The sequence below is a fragment of the Mycobacteriales bacterium genome (assembly GCA_035690485.1).
Taxonomy (GTDB): Bacteria; Actinomycetota; Actinomycetes; order JAFAQI01; family DASSKL01; genus DASSKL01.
This window is the reverse complement of record DASSKL010000061.1, coordinates 17,610-34,890: the sequence shown is the minus strand read 5'-3', so window position 1 is coordinate 34,890 and position 17,281 is coordinate 17,610. Positions and strand designations below refer to the sequence as shown.

Here is a 17,281-nt window from a genome sequence, read left to right as displayed (position 1 = left end):
CCGAGCCCGCTGATCCCGGGTCGCTCGGCGTGCGCGCGCACCGATCGCGAGCACTGTGGAAGGACCGCTGTTGGCCGCCTCGCGCACCGCCTCCGACAGTTTCACCCCTGATTCACGCACTCCCAGCCAGAGTTCCCGTGGCCGCCGCATCTCCTTCGCGCGGATCGCCGAGCCGCTCGAGGTGCCCGACCTCCTGGCGCTGCAGACCTCCTCGTTCAAGTGGCTGGTCGGCGAGCCCCAGTGGCGCGCCGAGGTCGGCTCCGACGTCCCGTCGGGTCTCGAGGAGATCCTCGCCGAGCTGTCCCCGATCCAGGACTTCTCCGGATCGATGTCCCTCGAGTTCCGCGAGCCGCGCCTCGACGAGCCCAAGTACTCCGTGGAGGAGTGCAAGGACAAGGACATGACCTACTCGGCGCCGCTGTTCGTCACCGCCGAGTTCACCAACAACGAGACCGGCGAGATCAAGAGCCAGACGGTCTTCATGGGCGACTTCCCGCTCATGTCGCCGAGCGGCACCTTCGTCATCAACGGCACCGAGCGGGTCGTCGTCAGCCAGCTCGTCCGCTCGCCCGGCGTCTACTTCGACCGGGCGCTCGACAAGACCAGCGACCGCGAGGTCTTCGGCTGCAAGGTCATCCCGAGCCGCGGCGCGTGGCTGGAGTTCGAGGTCGACAAGCGCGACACCGTCGGCGTCCGCATCGACCGCAAGCGCCGCCAGCCGGTCACCGTCCTGCTGCGCGCGCTGGGCTGGGACGAGGCCCGGATTCTCGAGCGCTTCGGCGAGTTCGAGTCGATCCGCACCACGCTGGAGAAGGACCACACGTCCACGCAGGACGAGGCGCTCGTCGACATCTACCGCAAGCTGCGCCCGGGGGAGCCCCCCACGCGCGACGCGGCCGAGACGCTGCTGACCAACCTCTATTTCAACCAGAAGCGCTACGACCTGGCGAAGGTCGGGCGCTACAAGGTCAACCGCAAGCTCGGCCTCGACGCCCCCACCTCGACTGGCGTCCTCACCGAGGACGACATCGTCGCGGCGATCGACTACATCTGCCGGCTGCACCGCGGTGACGCCGGTTTCGAGCCCGACGACATCGACCACTTCGGCAACCGGCGGCTGCGCACGGTCGGCGAGCTGATCCAGAACCAGGTCCGCATCGGCCTCGCCCGCATGGAGCGGGTGGTGCGCGAGCGCATGACGACTCAGGACGTCGAGGCGATCACGCCGCAGACCCTGATCAACATCCGGCCGGTCGTGGCGAGCATCAAGGAGTTCTTCGGGACCTCCCAGCTCAGCCAGTTCATGGACCAGACCAACCCCCTCGCGGGGCTGACCCACAAGCGCCGGCTGTCGGCGCTGGGCCCCGGCGGTCTGTCCCGGGAGCGCGCCGGCTTCGAGGTCCGCGACGTGCACCCGAGCCACTACGGCCGCATGTGCCCGATCGAGACGCCGGAAGGTCCCAACATCGGCCTGATCGGGTCGCTGTCGACCTACGCGCGCGTCAACGCCTTCGGGTTCGTCGAGACGCCCTACCGCAAGGTCGAGAGCGGCAAGGTCACCGACCAGATCGACTACCTGTCGGCCGACGAGGAGGACCGCCACGTCATCGCGCAGGCCAATGCGCCGCTGACGGCCAACGGCGCGTTCGCCGAGGCCCGCGTGCTGGTCCGCAAGAAGGGCGGCGAGGTCGACTACCTCGCACCCGACCAGGTCGACTACATGGACGTCTCGCCGCGGCAGATGGTCTCCGTCGCGACCGCGATGATCCCGTTCCTGGAGCACGACGACGCCAACCGCGCGCTCATGGGCTCCAACATGCAGCGCCAGTCCGTGCCGCTGCTGCGCAGCGAGGCCCCGCTGGTCGGCACCGGCATGGAGTACCGCGCGGCCGTCGACGCCGGCGATGTCGTGGTGGCCGAGAAGCCCGGCGTCGTCGAGGAGGTCTCCGCCGACTACGTGACGGTGGCCGCCGATGACGGCACCCACCGCACCTACCGGCTGGCGAAGTTCCGCCGCTCCAACCAGGGCACCTGCATCAACCAGCGCCCGATCGTCGACGAGGGCGACCGCGTCGAGGTGGGCACCGTCATCGCCGACGGCCCCTGCACGGCCAACGGCGAGATGGCCCTCGGCAAGAACCTCCTCGTGGCGTTCATGCCGTGGGAGGGCCACAACTACGAGGACGCGATCATCCTGTCGCAGCGCCTCGTGCAGGACGACGTGCTCTCCTCGATCCACATCGAGGAGCATGAGGTCGACGCCCGTGACACCAAGCTCGGGCCCGAGGAGATCACTCGCGACATCCCCAACGTCAGCGAGGAGGTCCTCGCCGACCTCGACGACCGCGGCATCATCCGCATCGGCGCCGACGTGGTGCCGGGCGACGTGCTCGTCGGCAAGGTCACGCCGAAGGGCGAGACCGAGCTGACGCCCGAGGAGCGGCTGCTGCGCGCGATCTTCGGCGAGAAGGCGCGTGAGGTCCGCGACACCTCGCTGAAGGTCCCGCACGGCGAGAGCGGCAAGGTCATCGGCGTACGCGTCTTCTCCCGCGAGGAGGGCGACGAGCTGCCGCCCGGCGTCAACGAGCTGGTCCGCGTCTACATCGCCCAGAAGCGCAAGATCACCGACGGTGACAAGCTCGCCGGCCGGCACGGCAACAAGGGCGTGATCTCGCGGATCCTGCCGGTCGAGGACATGCCGTTCCTCGAGGACGGCACGCCGGTCGACATCATCCTCAACCCGCTCGGCGTGCCGGGCCGCATGAATGTCGGCCAGGTCCTCGAGACCCACCTCGGCTGGGTCGCCAAGACCGGCTGGGAGGTCGACGGCAAGTCCGAGGAGTGGGCCAAGCGCCTCAAGAGCATCGGCGCCGGCAGCGCCAGCCCCGACACGCTGGTCGCGACGCCGGTCTTCGACGGCGCGCGCGAAAGTGAGATCAGCGGCCTGCTCGACTCGACCCTGCCCAACCGCGACGGCACCAAGCTGGTCGGTCGCCACGGCAAGGCACGGATGTACGACGGCCGTACCGGCGAGCCGTTCCGTGACCCGGTCTCGGTCGGCTACATCTACATCCTGAAGCTGCTCCACCTCGTCGACGACAAGATCCACGCTCGGTCGACCGGCCCCTACTCCATGATCACCCAGCAGCCGCTGGGCGGTAAGGCGCAGTTCGGCGGCCAGCGCTTCGGCGAGATGGAGGTGTGGGCGCTCGAGGCCTACGGCGCGGCCTACGCGCTGCAGGAGCTGCTCACGATCAAGTCCGACGACGTCCTCGGCCGGGTCAAGGTCTACGAGGCGATCGTCAAGGGCGAGAACATCCCGGAGCCGGGCATCCCCGAGTCGTTCAAGGTGCTGATCAAGGAGATGCAGTCGCTGTGCCTCAACGTCGAGGTGCTCTCCAGCGACGGCGTCGCCCTCGAGATGCGCGACACCGACGAGGACGTCTTCCGCGCGGCGGAAGAGCTCGGCATCGACCTGAGTCGAAGGGAGCCGTCGTCAGTCGAAGAGGTCTGAGAACCCCCCTCCCACGCTGACCACGGCCTGAAAGAAGGAACAGAGTGCTCGACGTCAACTTCTTCGACGAGCTACGCATCGGCCTGGCGACCGCCGACGACATCCGGCAGTGGTCGCACGGCGAGGTCAAGAAGCCCGAGACGATCAACTACCGCACCCTCAAGCCGGAGAAGGACGGGCTCTTCTGCGAGAAGATCTTCGGTCCGACCCGCGACTGGGAGTGCTACTGCGGCAAGTACAAGCGGGTCCGCTTCAAGGGCATCATCTGTGAGCGCTGCGGCGTCGAGGTGACCCGCGCCAAGGTCCGGCGCGAGCGGATGGGCCACATCGAGCTCGCCGCGCCGGTCACCCACATCTGGTACTTCAAGGGCGTCCCCAGCCGGCTCGGCTACCTGCTCGACCTGGCCCCCAAGGACCTCGAGAAGATCATCTACTTCGCGGCGTACCTCGTCACGGGTGTCGACGACGACGCCCGGCACCGCGACCTGCCCTCGATCGAGGCGCAGATCGGGGTGGAGAAGCAGCGCATCGTCGACCGGATGAACGCCGACGTCGAGACCCGGCTGAAGAAGCAGGAAGAGGACCTCGCCGCGCTCGAGGCCGAGGGTGCCAAGTCCGACGCCAAGCGCAAGGTCCGCGACTCGGCCGACCGCGAGGCCAAGAACATCCGCCAGCGGGCCGAGCGCCAGGTCGAGGAGCTCGAGCAGGTGCTCGACGAGTTCCGCAAGCTGGCCGTCAAGCAGCTGATCCCCGACGACCGGCTCTACCGCGAGCTGCGCGACCGGTTCGGCAAGGGCGTGCGCGACGCCGAGGGCAACTGGAAGACCCCGCCCGGCACGATGGGCGAGTACTTCGAGGCGGGCATGGGCGCCGAGGCGCTGCAGAACCTCCTCGAGAACTTCGACCTCGAGTCCGAGGCCGAGTCGCTGCGCGAGACGATCCGCAACGGCAAGGGCCAGAAGAAGGCCCGGGCTCTCAAGCGGCTCAAGGTCGTCTCGGCGTTCCTCAACACCCGCAACAGCCCGATGGGCATGGTCCTCGACTGCGTCCCGGTCATCCCGCCGGACCTGCGCCCGATGGTCCAGCTCGATGGTGGCCGGTTCGCCACCAGCGACCTCAACGACCTCTACCGCCGGGTCATCAACCGCAACAACCGGCTGAAGAGGCTGCTCGACCTCGGTGCGCCCGAGATCATCGTCAACAACGAGAAGCGGATGCTGCAGGAGGCCGTCGACGCGCTGTTCGACAACGGCCGCCGCGGCCGGCCGGTCACCGGCCCGGGCAACCGCCCGCTGAAGTCGCTGTCCGACATGCTCAAGGGCAAGCAGGGCCGCTTCCGCCAGAACCTGCTCGGCAAGCGCGTCGACTACTCCGCCCGGTCGGTCATCGTCGTCGGCCCTCAGCTCAAGCTGCACCAGTGCGGCCTGCCCAAGCAGATCGCGGTCGAGCTGTTCAAGCCGTTCGTCATGAAGCGGCTGGTCGACCTCAACCACGCGCAGAACATCAAGAGCGCCAAGCGGATGGTCGAGCGGCAGCGCCCGGTCGTGTGGGACGTGCTCGAGGAGGTCATCACCGAGCACCCGGTGCTGCTCAACCGCGCACCGACCCTGCACCGCCTCGGCATCCAGGCCTTCGAGCCGCAGCTGGTCGAGGGCAAGGCCATCCAGATCCACCCGCTGGTCTGCACCGCGTTCAACGCCGACTTCGACGGCGACCAGATGGCGGTGCACCTGCCGCTGTCGGCGGAGGCGCAGGCCGAGGCGCGCATCCTCATGCTGTCGAGCAACAACATCCTGTCGCCGGCGAGCGGTCGTCCGATCACCTCGCCGACCCAGGACATGGTGCTGGGCATCTTCTTCCTGACCGGCGACCGCGACGGCACCAAGGGCGACGGGCAGGCCTACTCCTCGGTCGCCGAGGCGATCATGGCCTACGACGTCGGTGACATCGACCTGCAGAGCGTGATCAAGGTCCGGATGCCGGACCTGCCCGGCATCTACGTCCACGACGAGTCGGGCCGGCGGACGCTCGCGCCGACGCCGGAGGGCTGGGAGCCCGGGCAGCCGATGGTGGTCGACACCACGCTCGGCCGCTGCCTGTTCAACGAGGCGATGCCCGAGGACTTCCCGTTCGTCAACTACGAGGTCCGCAAGCCGCAGCTGTCGGAGATCGTCAACGAGCTGGCCGAGCGCTACCCGAAGGTCCAGGTCGCCGCGACGCTCGACGCCCTGAAGGACGCGGGCTTCCACTGGGCGACCCGGGCCGGTGTCACGATCGCGATCGACGACATCGTCACCCCGCCCGGCAAGCAGGAGATCCTCGAGAAGTTCGAGGCGCAGGCGGAGAAGGTCCAGAAGCAGTTCGAGCGCGGTGTGATCACCGACGACGAGCGCCGCCAGGAGCTCATCGAGATCTGGACGAAGGCCACGGCCGAGGTCGCCCGCGAGATGGAGGCCAACTTCGAGAAGTACAACCCGGTCTCGATGATGGTCGGCTCCGGCGCGCGCGGCAACATGATGCAGGTGCGCCAGATCGCCGGCATGCGTGGCCTGGTGGCCAACCCGAAGGGCGAGATCATCCCGCGGCCGATCAAGACCAACTTCCGCGAGGGCCTCACCGTGCTGGAGTACTTCATCTCCACGCACGGCGCCCGCAAGGGCCTGGCCGACACCGCCCTGCGCACCGCCGACTCCGGCTACCTCACCCGCCGGCTCGTCGACGTGTCGCAGGACGTCATCGTTCGCGAGCAGGACTGCGGCACCGAGCGCGGCGTGCTCGTCCCGATCGGCACCAAGGGCCCCGACGGCATCGTCCGCAAGGACGACGACGTCGAGACCTCGATCTACGCGCGCACGCTCGCCGAGGCCGTCGAGGTCGGCGGCAAGGTGCTCGCGGAGGCGGGCACCGATCTCGGCGACGTGATGATCAGCCGCCTGGTCGAGGCCGGCGTTGAGCAGGTCCGCATCCGGTCGGTACTCACTTGCGAGTCGAAGACCGGCACCTGCTCGATGTGCTACGGCCGCTCGCTCGCGACCGGCAAGCTCGTCGACGTCGGGGAGGCGGTCGGCATCGTCGCGGCCCAGTCCATCGGCGAGCCGGGCACCCAGCTGACCATGCGCACGTTCCACACCGGCGGTGTCGCCGGTGAGGACATCACCCACGGTCTGCCGCGTGTCGTCGAGCTGTTCGAGGCCCGCAAGCCCAAGGGCGTGGCGCCGATCAGCGAGGTCGCCGGCCGGGTCGCCATCGAGGAGACCGACAAGTCGGCGAAGTTCGTCGTCACCCCCGACGACGGGTCAGAGCCGAAGGAGTACCCGTTCTCCAAGCGCCTGCTCGCGTGGAAGTGGATCGACTCGGAGGCCGAGCGGGCCCGGATGGGCCAGTGGCGCGTCGAGGAAGGGGCCCACGTCGAGGTCGGTCAGCAGCTGCACGCCGGTGCCGTCGACCCTCACGAGGTGCTCCGCATCCTCGGCCCGCGGGCGGTCCAGCTGCACCTCGTCCGCGAGGTGCAGGAGGTCTACCGCTCGCAGGGCGTGACGATCCACGACAAGCACATCGAGATCATCATCCGGCAGATGCTGAAGCGGGTGAACATCCTCGAGTCGGGTGACACCGACCTGCTGCCCGGCGAGCTCGTCGAGCGGCCGCGCTTCGAGGCCGAGAACCGCCGCGTCGTCGCGGATGGTGGCCAGCCGGCGGCGGCCCGCCCGGTGCTCATGGGCATCACCAAGGCGTCGCTCGCGACCGAGTCGTGGCTGTCGGCCGCGTCCTTCCAGGAGACGACGCGGGTGCTCACCGACGCCGCAATCCACGCCCGCAGCGACTCGTTGCTGGGGCTGAAGGAGAACGTCATCATCGGCAAGCTCATCCCGGCCGGCACCGGCATCAGCCGCTACCGCAACGTCCGGGTCGAGCCCACCGAGGAGGCGCGTGCCGCGGTCTACTCGATGGTCGAGTACGACGAGTCGCAGTACGCCTTCGGCACCGGCTCCGGCGAGGCTGTCCCGCTCGAGGACTTCGACTACCGGGACTACAGGTAGACCGTCAGCTCGAGTAGGCGACTTCTCGCAGTTCGGCGTACGCCGCCGTCAGCGCGGGTTGTTGGTAGTGCGCGTTGAGCCCGCTGGGGTTGGGCAGCAGCCAGACCCCAGCGGGCCCGAGCGTGCGCTGCTGCGCGCCGATCTTCGCCCGCGGCTCGCCGAACGCCACGCGGTACGCCGACAGCCCGAGGAACGCCACCCATGCGGGGCCGACCCGTTCGGCGAGCGCGGTGAGCGGGGCGACCCCGGCGCGCAGCTCGTCGTCGGTGAGCTCGTCGGCTCGGGCCGTTGCCCGGGCGACCAGGTTCGTGATCCCGAGACCGCTGGCGAGGATCGCGCCCTGCTCCGACGCGTGCAACGTGCGCGGGGTGAGGCCGGCCTCGTGCAGCGTGCGCCACAGCCGGTTGCCCGGGCTCGCGAAGTGATGACCCGACCAGCCGGAGTAGAGCGACGGGTTGATGCCGACGAGCAGCACGCGGATGCCGGGTGCGACCAGGTCGGGGATCGTGCTGCCGTAGGCCGCCAGCAGCTCCGGTCGGGTCGGCATGCGGTCATCCAACCCGAGCGTCGCCGAGCCGGTCTCTGCGTGGGGCCCCGCTTTGACCGTCGGCGCGAGCGTCGGCTAGTCTTCATCTTCGTGCCTGGGGCGACCCGGGCCCATCCGCGCGCCTCTCGGTGAGGCGTGCGACGACCACCCTCCCGTCAACGGTTGCACGTGACGGGTCCCGGCCGGGCCGACACACCCGACCGCGGGGGTGGGCGGAGCCTCAGACCATCACACCGAACGACGACGGAGACGCGGTTGCCCACGATCCAGCAGCTGGTCCGCAAGGGCCGGCAGGACAAGGTCGAGAAGACCAAGACCCCGGCGCTCAAGGGGAGCCCCCAGCGCCGCGGCGTCTGCACGCGCGTCTACACGACCACGCCGAAGAAGCCCAACTCCGCGCTGCGCAAGGTGGCGCGCGTCCGGCTGACCAGCGGCATCGAGATCACGGCCTACATCCCCGGTGTCGGGCACAACCTCCAGGAGCACTCGATCGTGCTCGTCCGTGGCGGCCGGGTGAAGGACCTGCCGGGCGTCCGCTACAAGATCGTTCGCGGCACGCTCGACACGCAGGGCGTGCGCGGCCGCAAGCAGGCCCGCAGCCGCTACGGCGCGAAGAAGGAGAAGAGCTGAGATGCCGCGCAAGGGCCCCGCTCCTCGCCACCCGGTGACCGTCGACCCCGTCTACGGCTCGCCGCTGGTCACCTCGCTCGTCAACAAGGTGCTGCAGAGCGGCAAGCGGTCGATCGCCGAGCGCATCGTCTACGAGGCGCTCGAGGGCTGCCGCGCGAAGACCGGCACCGACCCCGTCATCACGCTCAAGCGCGCGCTCGACAACGTCAAGCCGACGCTCGAGGTCAAGAGCCGGCGGGTCGGCGGCGCGACCTACCAGGTGCCGGTCGAGGTCAAGCCCGGCCGCAGCACCACCCTGGCGCTGCGCTGGCTGGTCGCCTACTCCCGCCAGCGCCGCGAGAAGACGATGACCGAGCGGCTCATGAACGAGCTGCTCGACGCAAGCAACGGTCTCGGTGCCGCGGTCAAGCGGCGCGAAGACACCCACAAGATGGCGGAGTCCAACAAGGCCTTCGCCCACTACCGCTGGTAACCCGCCGGCCCGACCCGTCCGCGCGGCGACCCCGCGACCGACACACCTGAGAGAGACGAAGCAACCGTGACGACCGACGTCGTAGCCAGCCTGGCCAAGGTCCGCAACATCGGGATCATGGCCCACATCGACGCGGGCAAGACCACGACCACCGAGCGCATCCTCTTCTACACCGGCGTCAACTACAAGATCGGCGAGGTGCACGAGGGTGCCGCGACGATGGACTGGATGCCGCAGGAGCAGGAGCGCGGCATCACGATCACGTCCGCCGCGACCAAGTGCGAGTGGAAGAACCACACGATCAACATCATCGACACGCCCGGCCACGTCGACTTCACGGTCGAGGTGGAGCGGTCGCTGCGGGTGCTCGACGGTGCGGTCGCGGTGTTCGACGGCGTCGCCGGCGTGGAGCCGCAGTCCGAGACCGTGTGGCGGCAGGCCGACCGTTACGGCGTCCCCCGCATCTGCTTCGTCAACAAGATGGACCGCGTCGGTGCGGAGTTCCACCGCTGCGTCGAGATGATCGTCACCCGGCTCGCCTCCACCCCGCTGGTCGTGCAGCTGCCATGGGGCGTCGAGAGCGACTTCAAGGGCGTCATCGACCTGATCAACATGAATGCCCTGCTCTGGCAGACCGAGGGCAAGGGCGACACCTTCGACGTCGTCTCCATCCCCGACGACCATCTCGAGGCCGCGCGCGAGTGGCGCGAGAAGCTGCTCGAGACCGTCGCCGAGAACGACGACGAGGTCATGGAGCTCTACCTCGAGGGGCAGGAGCCCGACCACGAGACGCTCGTCGCCGGCATCCGCCGCGCCACGATCGCCGGCAAGATCAACCCGGTCCTGTGCGGCACGGCGTTCAAGAACAAGGGCGTCCAGCCCCTGCTCGACGCGATCGTCGAGTTCCTCCCGAGCCCGCTCGACGTGCCCGCGATCACCGGCCACACCGTGGGCAACGAGGACGAGATCATCGAGCGCGAGGCCTCCGAGGACGCGCCGTTCGCCGCCCTGGCCTTCAAGGTCATGAGCGACCAGCACCTCGGCAAGCTCACCTACATCCGGGTCTACTCCGGTCGCCTGCACGCCGGGTCCCAGGTCCTCAACTCGACCAAGGACAAGAAGGAGCGGATCGGCAAGATCTACCAGATGCACGCCAACCACCGCGAGGAGCGCGAGGGTTGCGGTGCCGGCCAGATCGTCGCCGTCCAGGGGCTCAAGGACACCACCACCGGCGACACCCTCTGCGACCCGAGCAAGCCGATCATCCTCGAGTCGATGAACTTCCCGGCGCCGGTCATCCACGTCGCGATCGAGCCGAAGACGAAGTCCGACCAGGAGAAGCTCGGCACCGCGATCCAGCGGCTCGCCGAGGAGGACCCGACCTTCACGGTGCGCACCGAGGAGGAGACCGGCCAGACCGTCATCTCCGGCATGGGCGAGCTGCACCTCGAGGTGCTCGTCGACCGGATGAAGCGCGAGTTCAAGGTCGAGGCCAACGTCGGCCGCCCGCAGGTCGCCTACCGCGAGACCATCCGCAAGAAGGTCACCGGCGTCGAGTACACCCACAAGAAGCAGACCGGCGGCTCCGGCCAGTTCGGTCGCGTGATCATCGACGTTGAGCCGACCCACGGCGACGGCGAGGACGGCGGCGGCGGCTACGAGTTCGTCAACGCCATCACCGGCGGCCGCATCCCGCGCGAGTACATCCCGGCGGTCGACGCGGGCTGCCAGGAGGCGATGGAGTTCGGCGTGCTCGCCGGCTACCCGATGGTCGACGTCAAGGTGACGCTGCGGGACGGCGCCTACCACGAGGTCGACTCGTCCGAGCTCGCGTTCAAGATCGCCGGCTCCATGGCGTTCAAGCAGGCCGCTCGCCAGGCGGACCCCGTCATCATGGAACCGCTCATGGCGGTCGAGGTCACCACGCCCGAGGACTTCATGGGCGACGTGATCGGCGACCTCAACTCCCGGCGCGGCCAGATCCAGGCGATGGAGGAGCGGGCCGGCGCCCGCGTCGTCCGGGCCCTGGTGCCGCTCGCGGAGATGTTCGGCTACGTGGGCGACCTGCGGTCGCGCACCCAGGGCCGGGCGAGCTACTCCATGCAGTTCCACTCCTACGCGGAGGTCCCGTCCAACATCGCGAAGGAGATCGTCGCCAAGGCCCACGGCGAGTAGGCCCGGCGACAGCCCCCGACCCCGACGACCCAGTCCCACCCGCCGGCGCCCGGCGCACGGAACAGCAGTCCACCAGGAGGACACCAGTGGCGAAGGCCAAGTTCGAGCGGACCAAGCCGCACGTCAACATCGGCACCATCGGTCACATCGACCATGGCAAGACGACGCTGACGGCCGCCATCACCAAGGTCCTGCACGACAAGCACCCGGACCTCAACCCCTTCACGCCGTTCGACCAGATCGACAAGGCGCCGGAGGAGAAGGCCCGCGGCATCACGATCTCGATCGCCCACGTCGAGTACCAGACCGACAACCGGCACTACGCCCACGTCGACTGCCCGGGTCACGCCGACTACATCAAGAACATGATCACCGGCGCGGCGCAGATGGACGGCGCGATCCTCGTGGTGTCCGCCGCCGACGGCCCGATGCCGCAGACCAAGGAGCACGTGCTGCTCGCCCGCCAGGTCGGCGTGCCCTACATCGTGGTCGCGCTGAACAAGGCCGACGTCGTCGACGACGAGGAGATCCTCGAGTTGGTCGAGCTCGAGGTGCGTGAGCTGCTCTCCAGCTACGAGTTCCCCGGCGACGACGTCCCCGTCGTCCGCGTCTCGGCGCTCAAGGCGCTCGAGGGCGACGAGAAGTGGGCCGAGTCGATCGTCGAGCTCATGGACGCGTGCGACGCCAACATCCCCGAGCCGGTCCGCGACATCGAGAAGCCGTTCCTCATGCCGATCGAGGACGTCTTCACGATCACCGGTCGTGGCACGGTCGTGACCGGCCGCGTCGAGCGTGGTGTCGTCAACGTCAACGAGGAAGTCGAGATCGTCGGCATCAAGACCGAGACGCAGCGCACCACCGTCACCGGCGTCGAGATGTTCCGCAAGCTGCTCGACCAGGGCCAGGCGGGCGACAACGTCGGCCTGCTCCTGCGCGGCATCAAGCGCGAGGAGGTTGAGCGCGGGCAGGTCGTGTGCAAGCCGGGCTCGATCACGCCGCACACGGAGTTCGAGGCGCAGGTCTACATCCTGTCCAAGGACGAGGGCGGCCGGCACACGCCGTTCTTCAACAACTACCGGCCGCAGTTCTACTTCCGCACCACGGACGTCACCGGGGTCGTCAACCTGCCCGAGGGCACGGAGATGGTCATGCCTGGTGACAACACCGAGATGCGCGTCGAGCTGATCCAGCCCATCGCCATGGAGGAGGGCCTGCGCTTCGCCATCCGCGAGGGCGGCCGCACCGTCGGCGCCGGGCGCGTCATCAAGATCATCAAGTAGCGCACCTGCGGCGGCCGGGCCGAGCAGGTCCGGCCGCCGCAGCGTGAGCACCCCGAAGCAGCACTGGCACCGACCGAAGAAGGACGAGATGGCGGGACAGAAGATCCGCATCCGGCTCAAGGCCTACGACCACGAGGTCATCGACAGCTCGGCGCGCAAGATCGTCGAGACGGTGACCCGGACGGGCGCGCAGGTCGCGGGCCCGGTGCCGCTGCCGACCGAGAAGAACATCTACTGCGTCATCCGCTCGCCGCACAAGTACAAGGACTCGCGCGAGCACTTCGAGATGCGCACACACAAGCGGCTGATCGACATCCTCGACCCCACGCCGAAGACCGTCGACTCGTTGATGCGTCTCGACCTGCCGGCTGGCGTCGACATCGAAATTAAGTTGTAGGGACCGCTGACCCATGGCTGACAGAACGATTCGAGCGGTGCTGGGCGAGAAGCTCGGCATGACGCAGGTCTGGGACGAGCAGCATCGCCTCGTCCCGGTCACCGTCGTCAAGGCCGGGCCGTGCGTCGTGACCCAGGTCCGCACCCCCTCGACCGATGGTTACCACGCCGTGCAGATCGCCTACGGCGCGATCGACCCGCGCAAGGTCAACAAGCCGCTCGCCGGACACTTCCGCAAGGCGGGCGTGCCGCCGCGCCGCCACGTCGTGGAGATCCGCACGCTCGACGCGGCGACCTACACGCTGGGGCAGGAGATCACCGCCGAGGTGTTCGCCCCGGGCACGATCGTCGACGTCATCGGCACCAGCAAGGGCAAGGGCTTCGCGGGTGTCATGAAGCGGCACGGCTTCCGCGGCCTGGGCGCCGGTCACGGCGTCGAGCGCAAGCACCGCTCGCCCGGCTCGATCGGCGCCTGCGCCACGCCCTCGCGGGTGTTCAAGGGCACCCGCATGGCCGGCCGGCACGGCGGCGTACGCACCACGACCCTGAACCTCGCCGTGCAGTCCGTCGACGCGGAGCAGGGCTTGATCCTGCTGCGCGGCGCGGTGCCCGGCCCCACCGGTGGTCTCGTGCTCGTCCGCTCGGCGGCGAAGAAGCCCCTGCCCGAGATGGAGGCCTCGCAGTGACGACCGTCAACGTCCAGTCGCCCTCCGGCGACCTGGCACGCACTGTCGACCTGCCGGCAGAGATCTTCGACGTGCAGGTCAACGTGCCGCTGATCCACCAGGTGGTGGTGGCCCAGCTGGCCGCGGCCAGGAGCGGCAACGCCTCGAGCAAGACCCGCGGCGAGGTGCGCGGCGGCGGGCGCAAGCCCTACCGGCAGAAGGGCACCGGCCGGGCCCGGCAGGGCTCCATCCGTGCGCCCCAGTTCACCGGCGGTGGCACGGTCCACGGGCCGACGCCCCGCGGCTACGAGCAGCGCACGCCGAAGAAGATGAAGGCCGCGGCGCTGCGTGGGGCCCTGTCCGACCGCGCTCGCGGCGGCCGGCTGCACGTGGTCACCGGCATTGTCGACAGCGACGCCCCCTCGACGAAGACGGCGGTCGCCCACCTCGCGCGGCTGACCGACCGGCGGCACGTGCTGGTCGTGGTCGAGCGCGACGACCAGGTGACCTGGAAGAGCCTGCGCAACGTCGAGCGGGTGCACCTCATCGCGCCGGACCAGCTCAACACGTACGACGTGCTGGTGAGCGACGACGTCGTGTTCACCGAGGGTGCGTTTGCGCAGTTCGTGGCCGGCCCGACCAGCGGCCGGCGCGGCGACGACCTCGCCGACGCGGTGAGCACCCTGGCGCCGGCGTCCGAGACGAAAGCCGCGACCCGCACCAGCGGCAAGCAGGCGCAGCAGGAGGAGACCGTGAGCGAGCAGCCGGCCACTGGCGCCGGCGTCACCCGCCCCGCAGGCGAGGGCGTCAGCGACGAGGAGATGGCGCGCGAGGTCGCCGAGACGACCAGCCCCGACCGCGCCGCCGAGGAGGCCTTCGAGAAGGCCGGCGGCAAGGAGACCGACAAACCGGCCAACGAGGCGCTCGCCGACGAGATGCCGGGTGACGACCAGTGATCGCCGACCACCGAGACGTGCTGCTGTCGCCGGTCATCTCCGAGAAGAGCTACGGCCTGCTCGACGACAACAAGTACACCTTCATCGTCCGGCCCGACGCCAACAAGACGGAGATCAAGATCGCCGTCGAGCAGGTGTTCAACGTCAAGGTGACCGGGGTCAACACCGCCAACCGCCAGGGCAAGCGCAAGCGCACCCGGGCCGGGTGGGGGCGGCGCAAGGACACCAAGCGCGCGATCGTCACGCTCGCCGAGGGCGACCGCATCGAGATCTTCGGTGGTCCGGTCGCTTAGCGGCCACCGACAGGGACTGAGAGAAGACACATGGGCATCCGCAAGCTGAAGCCGAACACGCCGGGCCAGCGTGGCGCGAGCGTCGCCGACTTCGTCGAGCTCACCCGCAGTGAGCCGGAGAAGTCGCTGGTGCGCCCCCTGCACAGCAAGGGCGGCCGCAACGTGCACGGGCGGATCACCACCCGGCACCAGGGCGGCGGGCACAAGCGGGCCTACCGGGTCGTCGACTTCCGGCGTGCGGACAAGGACGGCGTGCCGGCCAAGGTCGCGCACATCGAGTACGACCCCAACCGCACCGCGCGCATCGCCCTGCTGCACTACGCCGACGGCGAGAAGCGCTACATCGTCTGCCCGGCCCGGCTCGCGCAGGGCGACCGTGTCGAGTCCGGCCCGTCGGCTGACATCAAGCCCGGCAACAACCTGCCCCTGCGCAACATCCCGGTCGGCACGGTCGTCCACGCCATCGAGCTGCGGCCCGGGGGCGGGGCGAAGATCGCGCGATCCGCGGGGTCGAGCGTCCAGCTCGTCGCCAAGGAGGGCGCCTACGCCCAGCTGCGGATGCCCTCGGGCGAGATCCGCAACGTCGACGTCCGCTGCCGCGCCACGGTCGGGGAGGTCGGCAACGCCGAGCAGTCCAACATCAACTGGGGCAAGGCCGGCCGCATGCGGTGGAAGGGCAAGCGCCCGACCGTCCGCGGTGTCGCCATGAACCCCGTCGACCACCCGCACGGCGGTGGCGAGGGCAAGACGTCCGGTGGTCGGCACCCGACCAACCCGGCCGGCAAGCCCGAGGGCCGCACCCGTCAGGCCAAGAAGCCGAGTGACCGTCTCATCGTCCGCCGTCGCTACGCCAGCAAGAGGCGCTAGGAGCCATTGGGATGCCCCGCAGCGTGAAGAAGGGTCCTTTCGTGGACGACCACCTGATGAAGAAGGTGCTGGTCCAGAACGACAAGGGCACCAAGAACGTCATCAAGACGTGGTCGCGGCGCTCGATGGTCGTGCCCGCGATGCTCGGCCACACGATCGCCGTCCACGACGGTCGCAAGCACGTCCCGGTGTTCGTCACCGAGGGCATGGTCGGCCACAAGCTCGGCGAGTTCGCCCCGACGCGCACGTTCCGCGGGCACGTCAAGGACGAACGGAGGTCGCGCCGTGGCTGAGCCCACCTTCGCGCTCGAGGACGCGACCTCGGCCCGGGCCGTGGCCCGCTACGTGCGGATGTCACCGATGAAGGCCCGCCGGGTCGTCGACCTGATCCGCGGCCTGCCGGTCGCCGAGGCCGCCGCCGTGCTCCAGTTCGCCCCGCAGGCCGCGAGCGAGCCGGTCGGCAAGGTGCTCGCGAGCGCGGTCGCCAACGCCGAGCACAACAACCGGCTCGACCCGCAGACGTTGTTCGTCGCGGAGGCCTTCGTCGACGAGGGCCCGATGCTCAAGCGGTTCCGGCCGCGGGCGCAGGGCCGCGCCTACCGCATCCGCAAGCGCACCAGCCACATCACGGTCGTCGTCGAGTCGCGGCCCGCCGCCGCGGCCGGCCAGCCGTCCAGTCGCAAGGGAAGGACCCGCTAGTGGGGCAGAAGGTCAACCCGCACGGGTTCCGCCTCGGCATCAGCACCGACTTCAAGAGCCGGTGGTACGCCGACAAGATGTACAAGGACTACGTCAAGGAAGACGTGGCGATCCGCCGGATGATGACCCGCGGCATGGAGCGCGCGGGCATCAGCAAGGTCGAGATCGAGCGCACCCGTGACCGCGTCCGCGTCGACATCCACACCGCGCGGCCCGGCATCGTCATCGGCCGCCGCGGCGCCGAGGCCGACCGCATCCGCGGCGACCTCGAGAAGCTCACCGGCAAGCAGGTGCAGCTGAACATCCTCGAGGTGAAGAACCCCGAGATCGACGCGCAGCTGGTCGCGCAGGGCGTGGCCGAGCAGCTCTCGAGCCGGGTCAGCTTCCGCCGGGCGATGCGCAAGGCGATGCAGAGTGCGCTCAAGGGCGGCGCGAAGGGCATCCGGGTGCAGTGCTCCGGCCGCCTGGGCGGTGCCGAGATGAGTCGCTCGGAGTTCTACCGCGAGGGCCGGGTGCCCCTGCACACCCTGCGCGCCAACATCGACTTCGGCTTCTACGAGGCACGCACGACGTTCGGCCGCATCGGCGTCAAGGTGTGGATCTACAAGGGCGACGTCACCGCCGGTCGGCTCGAGCGGGCCGCCGAGCAGGCGCAGGCCCGGGCCGCCGGTCGCCAGCGCCCGCCGCGCAGCGCCGCACCGCGCCGCCGCGAGGAGCCGGCGCAGGTCGCTCCGCCGGCGCCGGAGG

General features: G+C 69.3%; 13 protein-coding genes and 2 pseudogenes. 14 read left to right on the top strand and 1 reads right to left on the bottom strand.

The genetic code is table 11. The features are described from left to right. Positions 1-55 precede the first annotated feature (55 nt). On the top strand, positions 56-3,514 hold the full coding sequence (rpoB, locus tag VFJ21_08460; protein HET7407148.1) for a DNA-directed RNA polymerase subunit beta: 3,459 nt from the start codon (positions 56-58) through the stop codon (positions 3,512-3,514). A gap of 44 nt (positions 3,515-3,558) precedes the next feature. Beyond that, positions 3,559-7,554, top strand: a complete 3,996-nt coding sequence (locus VFJ21_08455; GenBank protein ID HET7407147.1) for a DNA-directed RNA polymerase subunit beta' — start codon at positions 3,559-3,561, stop codon at positions 7,552-7,554. A 4-nt stretch (positions 7,555-7,558) separates the two neighbouring features. Here the strand turns inward: VFJ21_08455 and VFJ21_08450 are convergent, their stop codons facing one another. Then, entirely contained in the window at positions 7,559-8,101 is a 543-nt protein-coding gene (locus VFJ21_08450) for a mismatch-specific DNA-glycosylase (GenBank protein ID HET7407146.1), read from the bottom strand. 255 nt (positions 8,102-8,356) lie between these two features. Here VFJ21_08450 and rpsL point away from each other — a divergent pair, with 255 nt between their 5' ends. The 12 genes and pseudogenes from rpsL to rpsC all read left to right on the top strand — a co-directional run bounded on the left by rpsL (position 8,357) and on the right by rpsC (position 17,151). Continuing rightward, entirely contained in the window at positions 8,357-8,731 is a 375-nt protein-coding gene (rpsL, locus tag VFJ21_08445; protein ID HET7407145.1) for a 30S ribosomal protein S12, read from the top strand. 1 nt (position 8,732) lies between these two features. Further along, positions 8,733-9,203, top strand: coding sequence for a 30S ribosomal protein S7 (gene rpsG, locus VFJ21_08440; protein ID HET7407144.1), 471 nt, complete (start codon positions 8,733-8,735; stop codon positions 9,201-9,203). Between the two features lie 66 nt (positions 9,204-9,269). After that, a complete protein-coding gene (fusA, locus tag VFJ21_08435; protein ID HET7407143.1) occupies positions 9,270-11,378 on the top strand; it encodes an elongation factor G in 2,109 nt (702 codons plus the stop codon). A gap of 86 nt (positions 11,379-11,464) precedes the next feature. Next, positions 11,465-12,658, top strand: a complete 1,194-nt coding sequence (tuf, locus tag VFJ21_08430) for an elongation factor Tu (GenBank protein ID HET7407142.1) — start codon at positions 11,465-11,467, stop codon at positions 12,656-12,658. 88 nt (positions 12,659-12,746) lie between these two features. After that, entirely contained in the window at positions 12,747-13,055 is a 309-nt protein-coding gene (gene rpsJ / locus VFJ21_08425) for a 30S ribosomal protein S10 (protein ID HET7407141.1), read from the top strand. Positions 13,056-13,068: 13 nt separating this feature from the next. After that, a complete protein-coding gene (rplC, locus tag VFJ21_08420) occupies positions 13,069-13,740 on the top strand; it encodes a 50S ribosomal protein L3 (protein ID HET7407140.1) in 672 nt (223 codons plus the stop codon). Beyond that, positions 13,737-14,357, top strand: a pseudogene (rplD, locus tag VFJ21_08415) (50S ribosomal protein L4). The gene rplC and the pseudogene rplD overlap by 4 nt, the downstream one beginning before the upstream one ends. A 314-nt stretch (positions 14,358-14,671) precedes the next feature. Continuing rightward, entirely contained in the window at positions 14,672-14,968 is a 297-nt protein-coding gene (gene rplW, locus VFJ21_08410) for a 50S ribosomal protein L23 (protein ID HET7407139.1), read from the top strand. 30 nt (positions 14,969-14,998) lie between these two features. Then, positions 14,999-15,835: a 50S ribosomal protein L2 gene (rplB, locus tag VFJ21_08405; GenBank protein HET7407138.1), complete on the top strand. Its 837-nt coding sequence runs from the start codon at positions 14,999-15,001 to the stop codon at positions 15,833-15,835. 11 nt (positions 15,836-15,846) lie between these two features. After that, positions 15,847-16,128, top strand: a complete 282-nt coding sequence (gene rpsS / locus VFJ21_08400) for a 30S ribosomal protein S19 (GenBank protein ID HET7407137.1) — start codon at positions 15,847-15,849, stop codon at positions 16,126-16,128. Continuing rightward, complete coding sequence (rplV, locus tag VFJ21_08395; GenBank protein HET7407136.1) at positions 16,121-16,534, top strand: 50S ribosomal protein L22; 414 nt, start codon at positions 16,121-16,123, stop codon at positions 16,532-16,534. The genes rpsS and rplV overlap by 8 nt, the downstream gene beginning before the upstream one ends. Then, positions 16,534-17,151 (top strand): annotated as a pseudogene (rpsC, locus tag VFJ21_08390) (30S ribosomal protein S3). Before rplV ends, rpsC begins: the two are co-directional and overlap by 1 nt. Positions 17,152-17,281: the final 130 nt, after the last annotated feature.